The sequence below is a fragment of the Roseovarius sp. Pro17 genome (genome assembly GCF_035599575.1).
Classification (GTDB): domain Bacteria; phylum Pseudomonadota; class Alphaproteobacteria; order Rhodobacterales; family Rhodobacteraceae; genus Roseovarius.
Genome location: NZ_CP141179.1, coordinates 1,210,152 through 1,225,251 on the forward strand (window position 1 = coordinate 1,210,152; position 15,100 = coordinate 1,225,251).

The 15,100-nt window shown below is 62.1% G+C and carries 16 protein-coding genes, 1 tRNA gene and 1 riboswitch; of the genes, 10 read left to right on the top strand and 7 right to left on the bottom strand.

What is annotated here, in order from left to right; translation table 11 throughout:
* The first annotated feature begins 43 nt into the window (after positions 1–43).
* Together U3654_RS05870 and coaD are read left to right on the top strand one after the other, a co-directional pair.
* Entirely contained in the window at positions 44–475 is a 432-nt protein-coding gene (locus U3654_RS05870; protein WP_324754414.1) for a CBS domain-containing protein, read from the top strand.
* 96 nt (positions 476–571) lie between these two features.
* On the top strand, positions 572–1,063 hold the full coding sequence (gene coaD / locus U3654_RS05875; protein ID WP_324754415.1) for a pantetheine-phosphate adenylyltransferase: 492 nt from the start codon (positions 572–574) through the stop codon (positions 1,061–1,063).
* Positions 1,064–1,066: 3 nt separating this feature from the next.
* On the opposite strand, the gene U3654_RS05880 is transcribed toward coaD, so the two are convergent.
* Together U3654_RS05880 and gap are read right to left on the bottom strand one after the other, a co-directional pair.
* On the bottom strand, positions 1,067–1,210 hold the full coding sequence (locus U3654_RS05880; RefSeq protein ID WP_324754416.1) for a hypothetical protein: 144 nt from the start codon (positions 1,208–1,210) through the stop codon (positions 1,067–1,069).
* 79 nt (positions 1,211–1,289) lie between these two features.
* Positions 1,290–2,291: a type I glyceraldehyde-3-phosphate dehydrogenase gene (gap, locus tag U3654_RS05885; protein WP_324754417.1), complete on the bottom strand. Its 1,002-nt coding sequence runs from the start codon at positions 2,289–2,291 to the stop codon at positions 1,290–1,292.
* Positions 2,292–2,460: 169 nt separating this feature from the next.
* Here gap and U3654_RS05890 point away from each other — a divergent pair, with 169 nt between their 5' ends.
* The gene (locus tag U3654_RS05890; protein ID WP_324754418.1) at positions 2,461–3,429 is read left to right on the top strand and encodes a DUF808 domain-containing protein; all 969 of its coding nucleotides are present in this window, start codon (positions 2,461–2,463) and stop codon (positions 3,427–3,429) included.
* A gap of 92 nt (positions 3,430–3,521) precedes the next feature.
* Here the strand turns inward: U3654_RS05890 and tkt are convergent, their stop codons facing one another.
* Positions 3,522–5,537 carry a transketolase gene (tkt, locus tag U3654_RS05895; RefSeq protein WP_324754419.1) on the bottom strand — a complete coding sequence of 672 codons (2,016 nt, stop codon included), beginning with the start codon at positions 5,535–5,537 and terminating at the stop codon, positions 3,522–3,524.
* Between the two features lie 215 nt (positions 5,538–5,752).
* Between tkt and U3654_RS05900 the strand changes: the two genes are divergently transcribed.
* The 4 genes from U3654_RS05900 to U3654_RS05915 all read left to right on the top strand — a co-directional run bounded on the left by U3654_RS05900 (position 5,753) and on the right by U3654_RS05915 (position 10,093).
* The gene (locus U3654_RS05900; RefSeq protein WP_324754420.1) at positions 5,753–6,298 is read left to right on the top strand and encodes a hypothetical protein; all 546 of its coding nucleotides are present in this window, start codon (positions 5,753–5,755) and stop codon (positions 6,296–6,298) included.
* Entirely contained in the window at positions 6,298–6,693 is a 396-nt protein-coding gene (locus U3654_RS05905) for a cell division protein ZapA (protein WP_324755234.1), read from the top strand. Before U3654_RS05900 ends, U3654_RS05905 begins: the two co-directional genes overlap by 1 nt.
* A gap of 132 nt (positions 6,694–6,825) precedes the next feature.
* Positions 6,826–9,420 carry an ATP-dependent helicase gene (locus tag U3654_RS05910; protein ID WP_324754421.1) on the top strand — a complete coding sequence of 865 codons (2,595 nt, stop codon included), beginning with the start codon at positions 6,826–6,828 and terminating at the stop codon, positions 9,418–9,420.
* Positions 9,421–9,524: 104 nt separating this feature from the next.
* A riboswitch (cobalamin riboswitch) is annotated at positions 9,525–9,727 on the top strand.
* A 102-nt stretch (positions 9,728–9,829) separates the two neighbouring features.
* Positions 9,830–10,093: a hypothetical protein gene (locus U3654_RS05915; RefSeq protein ID WP_324754422.1), complete on the top strand. Its 264-nt coding sequence runs from the start codon at positions 9,830–9,832 to the stop codon at positions 10,091–10,093.
* 5 nt (positions 10,094–10,098) lie between these two features.
* Here U3654_RS05915 and U3654_RS05920 read toward each other — a convergent pair whose 3' ends face one another.
* Genes U3654_RS05920 through U3654_RS05930 form a run of 3 tightly spaced genes read right to left on the bottom strand, consistent with a single transcriptional unit; the run spans position 10,099 to position 12,151 of the window.
* Positions 10,099–10,893 (bottom strand): metal ABC transporter permease, encoded by a 795-nt coding sequence (locus U3654_RS05920; RefSeq protein ID WP_324754423.1) that lies wholly within the window; start codon positions 10,891–10,893, stop codon positions 10,099–10,101.
* Positions 10,890–11,654: a metal ABC transporter ATP-binding protein gene (locus U3654_RS05925; RefSeq protein WP_324754424.1), complete on the bottom strand. Its 765-nt coding sequence runs from the start codon at positions 11,652–11,654 to the stop codon at positions 10,890–10,892. The genes U3654_RS05920 and U3654_RS05925 overlap by 4 nt, the downstream gene beginning before the upstream one ends.
* Complete coding sequence (locus U3654_RS05930; RefSeq protein ID WP_324754425.1) at positions 11,651–12,151, bottom strand: transcriptional repressor; 501 nt, start codon at positions 12,149–12,151, stop codon at positions 11,651–11,653. Before U3654_RS05930 ends, U3654_RS05925 begins: the two co-directional genes overlap by 4 nt.
* An 87-nt stretch (positions 12,152–12,238) precedes the next feature.
* On the opposite strand from U3654_RS05930, the gene U3654_RS05935 reads away from it, so the two are divergent.
* On the top strand, positions 12,239–13,174 hold the full coding sequence (locus U3654_RS05935; protein ID WP_324754426.1) for a zinc ABC transporter substrate-binding protein: 936 nt from the start codon (positions 12,239–12,241) through the stop codon (positions 13,172–13,174).
* A 60-nt stretch (positions 13,175–13,234) separates the two neighbouring features.
* Here U3654_RS05935 and U3654_RS05940 read toward each other — a convergent pair.
* A tRNA-Ile gene (locus U3654_RS05940) sits at positions 13,235–13,311 on the bottom strand.
* A gap of 105 nt (positions 13,312–13,416) precedes the next feature.
* Between U3654_RS05940 and purM the strand changes: the two genes are divergently transcribed.
* On the top strand, positions 13,417–14,475 hold the full coding sequence (gene purM, locus U3654_RS05945; protein WP_324754427.1) for a phosphoribosylformylglycinamidine cyclo-ligase: 1,059 nt from the start codon (positions 13,417–13,419) through the stop codon (positions 14,473–14,475).
* Positions 14,472–15,065, top strand: coding sequence for a phosphoribosylglycinamide formyltransferase (gene purN / locus U3654_RS05950; protein ID WP_416384563.1), 594 nt, complete (start codon positions 14,472–14,474; stop codon positions 15,063–15,065). Before purM ends, purN begins: the two co-directional genes overlap by 4 nt.
* The last annotated feature ends 35 nt before the right edge of the window (positions 15,066–15,100 follow it).

Below are 15,100 nucleotides of genomic sequence, written 5' to 3' on the forward strand. Positions count from 1 at the left end.
ACCGATAGCGATAACGGTATTATCGAAAAGTGAGGGGGCGATTATGCTTGTTGGACAGATACTTAAGGTCAAGGGTGATGCAGTGTTCACCACTGTCGCAGGTGCGAAAGTGTCCGATGCTGCAGCCAAGCTGGCAAAAGAGCGCATCGGTGTGCTGATCGTCGTGACAGATGATGCCCATGTCGAAGGCATCCTGTCGGAGCGCGACATCGTTCGCTCGCTGGGCGAGCGTGGCGCGGCGTGCCTCGCCGAGACGATCAACAGCATGATGACGCGCGATCCGGTGTGTGCCAGCCTGTCCGATACTGGCGAGCATGTCCTGACCCGCATGACCGAAGGCCGGTTTCGCCACATGCCTGTCACCGACAACGGCAAGCTGATCGGCATCGTGACGCTGGGCGACGTGGTCAAGGCGCGTCTGGAAGAGCTGGCGATGGAGAACGAGTCGATGCAGGGCATGATCATGGGCCGGTAATTTTGGCTGGAGGTGGACGCGCATCTTGCGCTGCGCCTATTGCTATTTGCCACCCCGACGTGCTGGTTGAGCGAAACGACATACGGATGACCCCTCATGCGCATCGGCCTCTACCCCGGTACATTCGACCCTTTAACGCTGGGTCATATTGACATCATCCGCCGCGCCGCGCGGCTGGTCGACCGCCTCGTGATTGGCGTTGCGATTAACCGCGACAAGGGTCCGCTTTTCACGCTGGAAGAGCGTGTCGCGATGATCGAGGCCGAGGCCGCGCGCCTTGCCGTGCCCGGCGGCGCAGAGATCATCGTGCATCCGTTCGAAAACCTGCTGATCGACTGCGCCCGCGACGTTGGCGCGCAGGTAATCGTGCGCGGGTTACGTGCAGTTGCGGATTTCGAATATGAATTCCAGATGGTCGGCATGAACCGCGCGCTGGACAGCAGCATCGAGACTGTTTTCCTGATGGCCGATACCGGGCACCAGGCCATCGCATCAAAACTGGTCAAAGAAATTGCCCGGTTGGGCGGGGATGTGTCGACCTTCGTCACGCCGGACGTGAACGCCGCGCTGATTGCCAAATACCGCTGAACCTTAGCGCCAGAAGGCCAGCCATTCGATCAGATCGCCAAGCTTGGCACCCAGAAAAATCAGCCCGTCCATGTCTTGGAACCAGTAGTCCAGAAACAGCGCCAGCGCGATCAGCATAAACAGCCCCAGCGCGATCCGGTCGGTCATGTGCAGCGCCCTCTCAAAAGACATGCGGCCCGGCGCATTGTGACGGACGGGGGCCGCATCTGGCAGAATTGCGCGGTGGTTAGCCCAGACGGCCCATTAGGGCGGCGACATCGGCCATGCGGCACGAGAAGCCCCATTCGTTGTCATACCATGCCAGTACCCGCACCAAAGTGCCGCCGACGACCTTGGTCTGCTCGGGGGCGAAAATGCTGCTCTCTTCGGTGTGGTTGAAATCGATGCTGACCTTGGGCGCGGGATCATAGGCGAGGATGCCTTTCATCGGGCCTGCCGCTGCCTCGGCTACGATCGCGTTTACGTCCGCCGCGCTGACAGATTTGCTGGCGACAAAGGTCAGGTCCACCGCCGATACGTTCGGTGTCGGCACCCGGATGGCCGATCCGTCTAGGCGGCCCTTGAGGGCGGGCAGAACCTCGGACAGGGCCTTGGCCGCGCCGGTAGACGTGGGGATCATCGACATGGCGGCAGCACGCGCGCGGTAGAGATCCTTGTGACGGCGATCCAGCGTGGGCTGATCGCCGGTATATGCGTGGATCGTTGTCATGATGCCCGACTCGATGCCGATGCCCTCATGCAGCACCTTGGCCAGCGGGGCGAGGCAGTTGGTCGTGCAGGACCCGTTCGAAATCATACGCTCGCCCGCCTGCAATTCACCGTCGTTGACGCCCATGACAACAGTGCGGTCCACGTTCTTGCCGGGGGCCGACAGCAGCACCTTGCCTGCACCGCGCTCCAGATGGGCCTTGGCCTTGTCGCCGTCATTGAACTGACCGGTGCATTCCAGCACGACGTCGCAGCCGTCCCAGTCCAACTCGTTCGTCTCGTAGGTTGAAAACATCTGGATTGCGCCGCGCCCCAGATCCAGCGTGCCGTCGCCGGTCGTCACTGTGCCGGGAAAGCGGCCATGCACACTATCAAAGCGGATCAGATGCGCGGCGGTTTCCAGCGGGCCGGTCGCGTTCAGTTTGACCACCTTGATATCCTCGCGCCCTGTCTCGCTGATATGGGCGAGGGTAGCGCGGCCGATGCGGCCAAATCCGTTGATGCCGACGGTGACGGTCATTGTGTGGGCTCCTGACGATTGACAAGCGTTGAGCGCGATATAGGGCGCGAGGCCGATTGCCGAAAGGTCAAAATGCGCAGGTTTTCAACTGTTAGCGCTAATTGGCGACGCAGTCCTTGTGCGCGCGCCCTCTGGCGCTACGTTGCCGGGGCGAACAAGGAGGCATTGCATGAGCGGATTACTGGCCCTGTTAGACGACGTGGCCGCGATCGCCAAGGTTGCGGCGGCGTCGATTGACGACGTTGCGGCGCAAGCGACCAAGGCAGGGGCAAAAGCGGCAGGTGCCGTGATCGACGACGCCGCCGTGACGCCGAAATACGTCACCGGCTTTGACGCGGATCGCGAATTGCCGATCATCTGGCGCATTGCGCGTGGATCGTTGATCAACAAGCTGGTGTTTCTGTTGCCCGCCGGCCTTGCGCTGAGCGCCTTTGCGCCGGCGGCGATTACGCCGCTACTGATGCTGGGGGGCTGCTATCTGTGCTTTGAGGGCGCCGAGAAGGTGGCCCACGTGCTGGGCGTCGGTCATCACGAGGATGAGACAACCGAGGCCGTGCCGGACGACCCCGCCCATCTGGAAGAGCAAAAGATTTCGGGCGCGATCAAGACCGACTTTATCCTCTCGGCCGAGATCATGACCATCGCGCTGGCCGCCATTCCCGAAAGCACGTTCTGGATGGAGGCCGCCACTCTGGCTGCCGTTGCGGTGCTGATCACGGTATCAGTCTATGGTGCGGTGGGACTGATCGTGAAGGCCGATGATCTGGGGCTGCTGATGGCGGCCAAGGGGCGGCTCGACGTGACGCGCAGATTGGGACGCGGATTGGTCGCCGTGATGCCGAAAGTACTGACGACCCTGCTGGTCATCGGAACAGCGGCGATGCTGTGGGTCGGCGGTAATATCATCCTGCATGGCTTGGCGAATCTGGGATTTACATGGCCGTACAATCAGATACATCACGCTGCTGATGTAGTGGTTCATGGGCTGGACCGCGGTCGGGCGGCAGCAAAATGGATACTAGTCGCGGCAATGGACGGCGTTCTGGGTCTGGCGCTGGGGATGGTACTGATACCGATTGGTACGCGTGTGATCACACCGATCTGGCAGCGGTTAAAGCGTTTGAACCCGGTCGTCTGACGCCAGAGTTTTTCGCGAAATATCTTTAGCGAGAGCGTTTGCGATCTTTCGTAGTTGGTGGGAAGACCGAGAGAGCCGGTCTTCCCAATGGCTTAAAGCAACGACTTCACCTTGTCCGCGACCGCCTCGGCGGTGATGCCGAACTTCTCGTATAGCTCCTCGGCTGGGGCGGATGCGCCAAAGCTGTCCATGCCGACAAAGCCTGACTTTGCCTCGCGCCCACGCTCACCGCACAACCAGCGATCCCAGCCTTGACGCGCGGCCGCCTCGACCGCGACGCGCACAGGACCGGCGGGCAAAACCTTGCGACGGACCGCCTCGTCCTGCGCCTCGAACAGCTCCCAGCAGGGCATCGAAACGACGCGGGTGCCGATCCCTTCGCCCTGTAGCAGATCGCGCGCCTTCATGGCGATTTCGACCTCGGACCCGGTGGCCATGATAATCGCCTGCCGCTTGCCTTCGGCCTCAGCCAGAACATAGGCGCCGTCGGCTGTCAGGTTCTTGTTGCGATGCTCGGTTCGCAGGGTCGGCAGGCCTTGGCGGGTCAGCGACAGGACCGACGGAGTCTCTTTGGACGTCAGCGCCAGTTCCCATGCTTCGGCGGTCTCGATCGTATCGCAGGGGCGGAAAACCCAGGTGTTGGGCGTTGCGCGGCTGATCGCCAGATGCTCGATGGGCTGGTGCGTCGGGCCATCCTCGCCCAGACCGATGCTGTCATGGGTCATCACGAACACGGTCGGGATGCGCATCAGTGCGGCAAGGCGCATGGCGGGGCGCGCATAGTCAGTAAAGCACATGAATGTGCCGCCATAGGGCCGGATGCCGCCGTGTAGAACCATGCCGTTCATCGCCGCCGACATCCCATGCTCGCGGATGCCATAATAGACATAGCGACCCTTGCGGTTGTCGACGTCGAACACGCCCAGATCGCCGGTCTTTGTGTTGTTCGATCCAGTCAGGTCCGCCGACCCGCCGACCGTTTCTGGCATGATCGGGTTAACGATCTCCAGCACCATTTCGCTGGATTTGCGCGTGGCAACCTTGGGCGCCTCTTCGCTGATCTGCTTTTTCAGCGCCTTGATGCGCGCGCTGAGGGTCTTGGGGGCCTCACGCTCGAATATCCGGGTGAATTCCTTTTGGCGGCGCTCGGACGCCTCAGCAAAGCGGCCTTCCCAAGCCTTGCGCTCATCCACGCCGCGCGCACCGATCGCCTTCCACGCGGATTTGATATCGCCTGGCACCTCGAAGGGTCCGGTTGTCCAGCCATAGGCGGCTTTGGCCGCGGCCATCTGGTCCTTGTCGGTTAATGCGCCGTGGCCTTTGGATGTGTCCTGCGCCGCGTGACCCAGTGCGATATGCGTCTTGCACGCGATCATGGTGGGCTTCTTGGACGTCTTGGCCTTGGTGATCGCGGCGTCGATTTCGTCCGGGTTATGCCCGTCGATCTCGATCACCTGCCAGTTCGCAGCGCGGAAGCGTTTGACCTGATCCGTGCGGTCCGACAGCGACACCTTGCCGTCGATGGTGATGTCGTTGTTGTCCCAGAATGCGATCAGCTTGCCCAGCGAATGACGCCCCGCCAGTGTGATTGCCTCTTGGCTGATACCCTCCATCAGGCAGCCGTCGCCAGCGATTACATAGGTGTGGTGATCCACCAGCTTGCGGCCATAGCGCGCGCGCAGCATTTCCTCGGCCATGGCAAAGCCGACCGAGTTGGCAATGCCCTGACCCAGCGGGCCGGTCGTCGTCTCGATCCCCTTGGCGTGACCGTATTCGGGGTGGCCCGCCGTGATCGCGCCCCACTGGCGGAAATTCTTGATCTGCTCCAGCGTCATGTCGGCATAGCCAGTCAGGTGCAGCAGCGAATAGAGCAGCATCGAGCCATGCCCAGCGCTAAGGATGAACCGGTCACGATCAGGCCAATCGGGCGCGGAGGCGTCAAATTTCAGGTGCTTTTCATAGAGGACGGTGGCGACGTCGGCCATGCCCATGGGCATCCCCGAATGGCCCGAATTGGCCGCATGGACAGCGTCCAGCGTCAGGGCGCGTATGGCGGTTGCTTTGGACCAGTGATCGGGGTTGGCACGGGCGAGGGCGGCGATATCCACGGCAGCGGAATCCTTTTGGCAGGGATGATTTATGCCAGCCTCAATATCAGCCCTTCCCCGAAGATCAAGCGCTGCCATAGCGGGCCACCGCCCGGCCCGACGATACCGCGCAAGGGGGGAAGCCTTTTTGTCAGCCATTCGCTAGACTTGGATCAAACAGGTCATGCGCCGATTCGGCATGGCCGGACAGGACACTAAGGAAGGACATTCACGCGATGAGCGATATCGACGCAATGCAAAGCCGCATCATGGCCGCGCTGGAGCGGATCGGGCAGGGACTCGACGGGCTGGGACCAGTCAGTGACAATGGCAAGGACGACGACGAAGCAGAGACCCTGCGCCAGCAGATCGAGGATGAAAAGCTGGCTAACGCCCAACTGGAAGAGCGTGTCAAACAGCTGAATGCGCGTAACCGTGAGGCCGAAGAGAAGCTGGCGAGCGCGACCAATGCAGACGCCACCAAAGCCGAAGACGAGGCTGCGCGCGCCAAGACGCTCAAGCGTCTGGACGGCGAATTGCAGGCGCTGCGCCATGCAAACCAGCAACTGCGCGACAATAACGCCGCCCTGCGCGAGGCCAATTCCAACGGTGTGGCCGAACCGCATTTGATCAACAAGGCGATGATGGCCGAACTGGACGGCCTGCGCGCCTCGCGCGCCGCTGATCGCGCCGAGATGGATGTGATCCTGACCGAGCTGGGCCAGATCACAGGAGGGTCCGCAGACAACGACGCGCGCGGCACCGGGATGGAGGACGCATGATGCCCGAAGTTGATATCGAAATCGGTGGCCGCACCTTTCAAGTCTCGTGCCAGCAGGGCGAAGAGCATTTTCTGCATTCCGCCGCCAAGATGCTGGATGACGAGGCCTCGGTTCTGTCCGCGCAGATTGGCCGCATCCCCGAGCCACGGATGCTGCTGATGGCTGGCTTGATGCTGGCCGACAAGACTGCCGGTTTGCAGGACAAGCTACGCGAGATGGAGGACAAGCTGTCCGAGCGCGAAGCCGAACTGTCGGGCCTTCGCGACGCGCCCGCGCCCGCGCCTGAGCGGGTCGAGGTGCCGGTAGTACCTGCCTCGGTCACCGACACGCTGGCCGAAATCGCCGCCCGTGCCGAGGCGCTGGCCGAAACTATTGATGGCAAGAAGGCGGGATAAACTGGGTGGCTGGATAGGGCCGGGTGACGCGCATGGTCGCCCGGTGATTGCGATGCGCCTTGGTTAATTTTGTGCGGAACATATGCCGAACATCACTTTAACTCGTGCGCGCGCCGCGCTAGGATGCACGCCATGAATAGCTTTGACGAATCCGACGCCTTTGAGGGCGCATCGCTGTCCGCGCGCGCAATGGCCGCGCGACCGGCGCGGTATCTGGACGACCTGAACCCCGAACAACGCCTTGCCGTGGAAACGATGGACGGCCCCGTCCTGATGCTGGCCGGGGCGGGAACTGGCAAGACCAAGGCACTGACAACGCGTATCGTGCATTTATTGAATACGGGCCGCGCCCAGCCGAACGAGGTGCTGGCCGTCACCTTTACCAACAAGGCCGCGCGCGAGATGAAGACCCGCGTTGGCGCGCTGCTGGGACAGTCGATTGAGGGGATGCCGTGGCTGGGCACCTTCCACTCGATCTGCGTCAAGCTGCTGCGCCGCCATGCCGAGCTGATTGGCGTCGAGGGGGAAGGCCGTGAGCCAACGCTGAAATCGAACTTTACCATTCTGGACACCGACGACCAGTTGCGCCTGCTGAAACAGCTGGTGCGGGCGGCCGGTATCGACGACAAACGCTGGCCCGCGCGCCAACTGGCCGGCGTTATCGATCACTGGAAAAACCGAGCTTGGACGCCCGATAAGGTGCCCGCCGCCGAGGCTGGAGCCTACAACGGCAAGGCGGTCGCGCTTTATGAACAATACCAGCGCCGCCTGATCGAGCTGAACGCCGTCGATTTCGGCGATCTGCTGCTGCATGTCGTCGGCATATTTCAGACCCATGACGATATCTTACGAAAATATCAGAGCTGGTTTCGCTACATTCTGGTGGACGAGTATCAGGACACCAACGTCGCACAATACCTCTGGCTGCGCCTGCTGGCGGGTGGTCATAAAAACATCTGCTGCGTCGGCGATGACGATCAGTCGATCTATGGCTGGCGAGGGGCCGAAGTGGGCAATATCCTGCGGTTCGAAAAGGATTTTCCCGGCGCGCATGTGGTCCGGCTGGAACAGAATTACCGCTCGACCCCTCATATCCTCGCGGCTGCATCCGGCGTGATCGCGGGCAACAAGGGGCGTCTGGGCAAGGAGCTGTGGACCGATGTAGAGGAGGGCGAAAAAGTTCGCCTGATCGGTCATTGGGACGGCGACGAAGAGGCACGATGGATCGGCGAGGAAATCGAGGCGATGATTGATGGAAGTTCGAGCTTTGCCATTCACAGACGGAACCCGCGTTCAAAAACAATTACCCAAGAGTTTGAACGACTGGCAAAAAAGGATGCGCTAGGAGGTGTAAAAACACCTGACGAACTCTACGAGAGGTTTCGACTGCAAAATAGTCCTTTACGTGAATATAAGACCCGCAAGTTGATGTTAGATCTATCAGATCGCATCAACAACAATGAACCTCTTGATCCTGCGTTTCATTATTTTAGCCATGAAGAAATCGTCATCCTCGTGCGTGCCTCGCACCAGATGCGCGCCTTCGAGGACCGTTTCCTGACCATCGGCCTGCCATACCGCGTCATCGGTGGCCCACGTTTCTACGAGCGGCTCGAGATCCGCGATGCCATGGCTTATTTCCGCTGCGTCACCAGCCCCAGCGACGATCTGGCGTTCGAGCGGATCGTGAACACGCCCAAGCGCGGGCTGGGCGACAAGGCGCAACAGAAAATCCAGGTGATTGCGCGCGAAAACGGCGTGCCGCTGATCGAGGGCGCGCGTATCCTGCTGGAGGAAAAGGGCCTTGGCGGCAAGGGGGCCAAGGAGCTTGCGACGCTGCTGGACGGCCTTGCCCGCTGGGGACGAATGACAGGTGACGCCGGGGTCAGCCATATAGAACTGGCCGGAATCATCCTAGACGAATCCGGCTACACCGAGATGTGGCAAAACGACAAGACCCCTGAGGCGCCGGGGCGGTTGGAGAACCTCAAGGAACTGGTCAAAGCGCTTGAAAACTTCGAAAACCTCACCGGGTTTCTCGAACATGTCAGCCTCATCATGGACAACGAGAGCGACAATGAGGGCGAGAAAGTCAGCATCATGACGCTCCATGCCTCCAAGGGTCTGGAATTTCCCGCCGTGTTCCTGCCGGGATGGGAGGATGGTCTGTTCCCCTCGCAACGCTCAATGGACGAGAGCGGCCTCAAGGGCGTCGAAGAGGAACGCCGCCTTGCCTATGTCGGCATCACCCGCGCCGAAGAGGTTTGCACGATCTCTTTTGCTGGCAACCGCCGCGTTTTCGGCCAGTGGCAATCGTCGCTGCCGTCCCGCTTTATCGACGAACTGCCCGAGGATCACGTTGATGTGCTGACGCCGCCGGGCCTTTATGGCGGCGGATATGGCGCGGCGGGAACGGGCGGCGACTTGCAGAACAGCATTGATGCCAAAGTGGCTGACGCGAACGTCTACAACTCCCCCGGTTGGAAACGCATGCAATCGCGCGCCAGCCAGCGCCCAACTGTCCAGCCGCGCGAATCGACATCGCCCGTGATCGACATGGCTGCCACCTCGTCCCATACTGTGGGCGACCGGGTGTTCCACCAGAAGTTCGGCTATGGCGAAATCATCGGAATCGAAGGTGATAAGCTGGAAATCGCCTTTGACAAGGCCGGCACCAAAAAGGTCGTCGCGCGCTTTGTCACCAGCCCGGACGACGTGCCGTTTTAGGGATTGCGCCATGAATTTTCTGGCTAGAAATATCCCCGCCGGAGGCTAGAAATTTCTTTTGACGATACGCCTGCGATGAATCGTTGTGCGCGAATTTCGAATCCGTCACAGTAGAGATCCAAGGTGCCGCATCTCGACGCGGAGAATTGGGAAGCCGGTGAAATTCCGGCACTGCCCCCGCAACGGTAAGGGTGGGCGAGACGGCACAACGCCACTGGGCCAAATGGTCTGGGAAGGATGCCGGATCATGGGCCGAACAGGCCCGGCCCCTCAAGTCCGGAAACCAGCCTTGGATAGACGTCAAACCGCGGGGGGCGGTGCGGGCGCTGTCGGCGGCGATCCCTGCTACGGCCCTTGCGCATTCCTCTGCCCCATCCGGCCCGGGGTGCGGCCGAGGAGAAGACAGAAGATGAACGTGACACAGATCCTCAGCGGGCTGGAACGTAGCGATGCGACAGGCCCCGATGCCGACGCCGCAGGGCGCATGGGCTTTCTCGAATGGGCATTCACATTGCCGGGCGCTGCGACGCCCGAAGCGGCGCGGCAGGCATTGGCCGATGCCCCATCTCAGGCAGAAAGCGCAGCGGCGCAGGCCTTCGTTCAGTTCCTGCATCAGGCCACGGCGCATGTGGCACGCCCCGCGCGCCGGGGTCGTGCCGCCCGATTTCACTGATTGGGTTATCCGCGCTGAATGCGGGCCGCGATGTTTGAGAGAGCGAACATCACCGCGCTGACGCAGACGATGGTCGGGCCGGTCGGCGTGTCCAATGAATAGGACGCACGCAACCCGGCCCACGCCGCCACCATTGCGAGGATGGTTGCCGCTACAGCCATGCCCTCGGGCGTGCGCGAAAACGGGCGGGCGGTCGCGGCGGGAATGATCAACAACGCCGTGATCAGCAGCGCGCCGACCACTTTGATCGCCACGGCGACCACTATGGCGAGAGCGACCGTAAGGATGAGTTCTTCGCGCTTTGGGTCGATCCCGGCGGCGCGGGCGAGGTCGGGATCAAGGGTGGCGGTCAGCAGCGCCGACCAACGCCAGCCGACGAGGGCCAGCACCAGCGCCGCGCCGCCCCAAATCACGCCCAAATCGCCGCGCGACACCGACAGGATATCGCCAAAGAGAAATGCCATGACGTCAATGCGCACCCCGTCCAGAAACGACACGCCCACCAGCCCAAAGGCCAGCGCCGAATGCGCCAGAACGCCCAGCACCGTGTCCATCGCCCGTCCGCGTGCCGACAGGGCCGTGACCAGCGTTGCCATCGCCAGCGCCACCACCAGCGCCCCGACAAATATCGGCAGCGACAGCGCCAGCGACAACGCGACGCCGAGGATCGCGGCATGGGCGGTCGCATCGCCAAAATAGGCCATGCGTCGCCACACCACAAAACAGCCCAGCGGCGCGGCGGCCAACGCCGTGCCGATCCCGGCCAATGCGGCGCGTGTCATGAAATCGTCGAGGATCATTGGCGTGTCTCGGCTTTATCGTTGTTGTGATCATGCCCGCAATCGTCGCCATGGACGTGGTCGTGATGGTGGCGATATAGGGCCAGCGCGCCTTGCGTGCCCTCGCCAAAGAGGGCGCGATAGACGGGCGCCTCGGCCACCACTTCGGGCGTGCCTTCGCAGCAGATATGACCGTTGAGGCAGATCACGCGGTCAGACGCGCTCATCACCACGTGCAAATCGTGGCTGACCATCAGCACGGCGCAGCCGGTCTCGCGGCGCACATCCTCGATCCGGCGATAAAATGAGGCGGCACCGGGCTGATCCAGCCCTGCCGCGCCTTCGTCGAGCATCAAAAGATTAGGCCGCCCCAGCAGCGCACGCGCCAGTAACACGCGCTGAAACTGACCGCCCGACAGATCCGCCATTGGGCGGTCGCCAATATCGGGCACGCCTGCGCGCTCCAGCGCCTCGCGGGCCTCAGTGCGCGTCACACGTCGGGGCAAACCCAGAAAGCGCGCCACGGTGATCGGTAGCGCGGCGTCCAGCACCAGCCGCTGTGGCACATACCCAAGACGCAGATCCGCCCGGCGGGTTATCTGTCCCGCATTGGGGCGCGCGCCACCCAACAGCGCGCGCAGCAGCGTCGATTTGCCCGATCCATTCGGGCCGACGATGGTCACGATTTCGCCCGGTGCGATGCTAAAATCGACATTTTCCAACACGGTGGTGCCACCATACCGAACGCTCAGGCCACGGGCCTCAATCAGCGGAACCGTCACGCGGACGCCTCGCCTGAGGTAGCCGGCCCTTCAATGCAGCCGGGACAGAGCCCCTCGGCCTCGCGCACTGTGCGCTCAATGACGAAACCGGCGCGCCGCGCCGCGCGCGCCAGTTCGCTTGCGTTGGGATCGGTTTCGGCTTCGACGACGCGCTTGCAGGTGCGGCAGATCAGGAAGGCGGGCGCATGCTGCCCCTCGGCATGCGAGCAGGCGATGAACGCATTTAACCGCTCGATCCTGTGAGCAAAGCCATGCGTGACCAGAAAATCGAGCGCGCGATAGGCGACGGGCGGCTGCGATCCCAGCCCCTCGGCGCTTAACACATTCAGGATGTCGTAGGCACCTTGGGCCTTATGTTCGCTCAGCAGAATCTCCAATACTCGGCGACGGACCGGAGTGAAATGCAGACCGTTTTCGGCGCAATGACGCTCGGCTGCGGCGAGGCCCGCTTTGATGCAGCCTTGGTGATCATGTGTGTTGAACGCTCTGATCGGCATGGGAGGCAACCTCGGATTTCGGCTTGAGATGTTATAGTATATCATGTAGTGGGATGTTGTAATGTTATATAATCACATGAGGCAATCATGTCCATCCGCGACGTTATTCTTGCCGCCATTCTGCTGTCATCGACATGCGTCGCCTCGGCCAAGGCGGACGTGCCGAATGTCGCCACCGACATCGCGCCGGTCCACTCGCTGGTCGCGCAGGTGATGGAGGGGTTGGGGGCGCCGGGGCAGGTGGTGCGGCCCGGCGCGTCGCCCCACGGCTACGCCATGCGACCATCCGAGGCACGCATTCTGCAAGAGGCAGATGTGGTTTTTTGGATTGGGCCTCAGCTGACGCCGTGGTTGGGGGGCGCGATAGCCAATCTGGCCCCGCAGGCCCCTGTGACTGCACTGCTGGACGCACGGGGAACTACGCTGCTGGAATTTCGCACTGGCGTACAGTTTGCGGCAGATGATCATGAGCATGAGCATGAGAGCGGGCGTGGGGATCAAGAGAGCGCGCAATACGATCCGCACGCATGGCTCGATCCGCAGAACGCCAGCGTCTGGCTGGGCGTAATCGCGGATGAACTCGGCCGCATTGATCCTGAAAACGCCGAGACCTACGCAGCAAATGCTAAGGCAAGTCAGTTGAGGATTGCGGCGGCAGAGGCTGAGATCGGCGAAATCCTTGCCCCGGCGAAGGCCCTGCAATTCGTTGTCTTTCACGATGCCTATCATTATTTCGAGAGCCGTTTTGGTCTGAGCGCGGCCGCTGCTATCGCGGCTGGCGACGCATCCGACCCTGGTCCTGCGCGGATCGAAGAGGTTCGCCAAACGATGCATGATCTGAATGTCGCCTGCGTCTTTTCCGAGCCAGAGTTCAACCCGGCGTTTGTCGCCACCGTCATCGAAGGGACCAGCGCCAAGGCGGGCCTGATTGATCCATTGGGTGCAGGGATCGAGGCAGGACCCGGCTTTTACAGCGCGCTATTGCGCTCGGTCGCTGACGAGTTGGTGAAATGTGTGGATTAGATTCGCGGCTCGCGTGCTGGCTGGCTTCGATCGGTCGGCGCGGATGGCGTGGCGGTAGTATGGTAGGCCCGGCAGGACTTGAACCCGCAACCAAAGCGTTATGAGCGCTCTGCTCTAACCAGTTGAGCTACAGGCCCGCCATGGCTAGCCTCCTAAGCAGGGGCGGCGGCCGCGTCAAGGCTTTGAGATTGCGCCGGGCGCGATGATGGGCTACCCCGCGCGTAAATCTGAGGAGAGCGCTGATGACCGATCCCAAGACTGGTGTGAGCTACGCCGACGCAGGCGTCGATATCGATGCAGGCAACGCGCTGGTCGAGCGGATCAAGCCTGCGGCGAAACGCACGGCGCGTCCGGGCATCATGTCCGGACTTGGTGGGTTTGGCGCGCTTTTCGACCTCAAGGCGGCCGGCTATCACGATCCGGTGCTCGTTGCGGCGACAGACGGCGTCGGCACCAAGCTGCGCATCGCCATCGACACGGGCAACGTGGACGGCGTGGGGATTGATCTGGTCGCCATGTGCGTTAATGATCTCGTCTGCCAAGGGGCTGAGCCACTGTTTTTCCTCGATTATTTCGCCACCGGCAAGCTGGAGATGGATCAAGCGGCCCGCATCATCGAGGGTATCGCCGAGGGCTGTGTGCGCTCGGGCGCGGCGCTGATCGGTGGCGAGACGGCGGAAATGCCGGGCATGTATCCGGCGGGCGATTTCGATCTGGCAGGCTTTGCCGTCGGCGCGATGGAGCGGGGCGGGGCGCTGCCTGATGGCGTGCAAGAAGGTGACGTGCTGCTGGGCCTCGCCAGCGATGGCGTGCATTCCAACGGGTATTCGCTGGTGCGCAAGCTGGTCGAAATGTCGGACTTGGGCTGGGACGCCGATTGCCCTTGGCAGGACGGCGCGCAGGATGGCACTTTGGGTGCGGCGTTGCTGACGCCGACGCGCCTCTATGTGAAATCGGCGCTGGCAGCGATCCGCGCGGGTGGCGTGCATGCGCTGGCCCATATCACCGGCGGTGGACTCACGGAAAATCTGCCGCGCGTGCTGCCCGAGGGGCTGGGCGCTGATGTCGACCTTGGCGCGTGGGACCTGCCCGGCGTCTTTGGCTGGCTGCGCCAAACGGGCGGCATGGATGAGGCCGAGCTGCTGAAAACCTTCAACTGTGGCGTCGGCATGATCGTCTGCGTCGACGCCTCGCGCGCCGATGCGCTGACCGAATTGTTCACAGAGGCGGGCGAGACGGTGCATCGCCTTGGCCATGTCACGCAAGGTGCTGGCGTCCGCTATAGCGGCGCTCTGGCGTGACAGTGCGAGTCGCCATCCTGCTTTCCGGCGGCGGCTCGAACATGGTGGCACTGCTTGACAGCATGACGGGCGATCATCCCGCGCGCCCTGCACTGGTTCTGTCCAACCGCGCGGATGCGGGTGGGCTGCAAAAGGCGGCTGCGCGCGGCGTTGCGACCGAGGTGGTCGACCACCGGCCGTTTGGCGAGGATCGCGCCAGTTTTGAGGATGCGCTGCATCAGCGTATCATGGAGCATTCCCCAGATATCATCTGCCTCGCTGGGTTCATGCGCGTGCTGACCGGAGGATTCGTTGCGCGCTGGCAGGGGCGCATGATTAATATTCACCCTTCGCTATTGCCGAAATACCGTGGCCTGCACACCCATGCGCGCGCGCTGGATGCCGGCGACGTTGAGGCGGGCTGCACGGTACACGAGGTGACAGCAGCGCTCGACGATGGCCCGATTCTGGGCCAAGCGCGCGTCCCGATCAAATCCGGGGACAGCGCTGATATGCTGGCCGCGCGCGTGCTGAAAGCCGAGCATCAGCTATATCCCGCGGTGCTGCGCCGCTTTGCTGACGGTAACCGCACACCCATCTACCTGTCGTGAGGCTGCGCCAAACCCGTTTCAATTCGCGCAGCTTC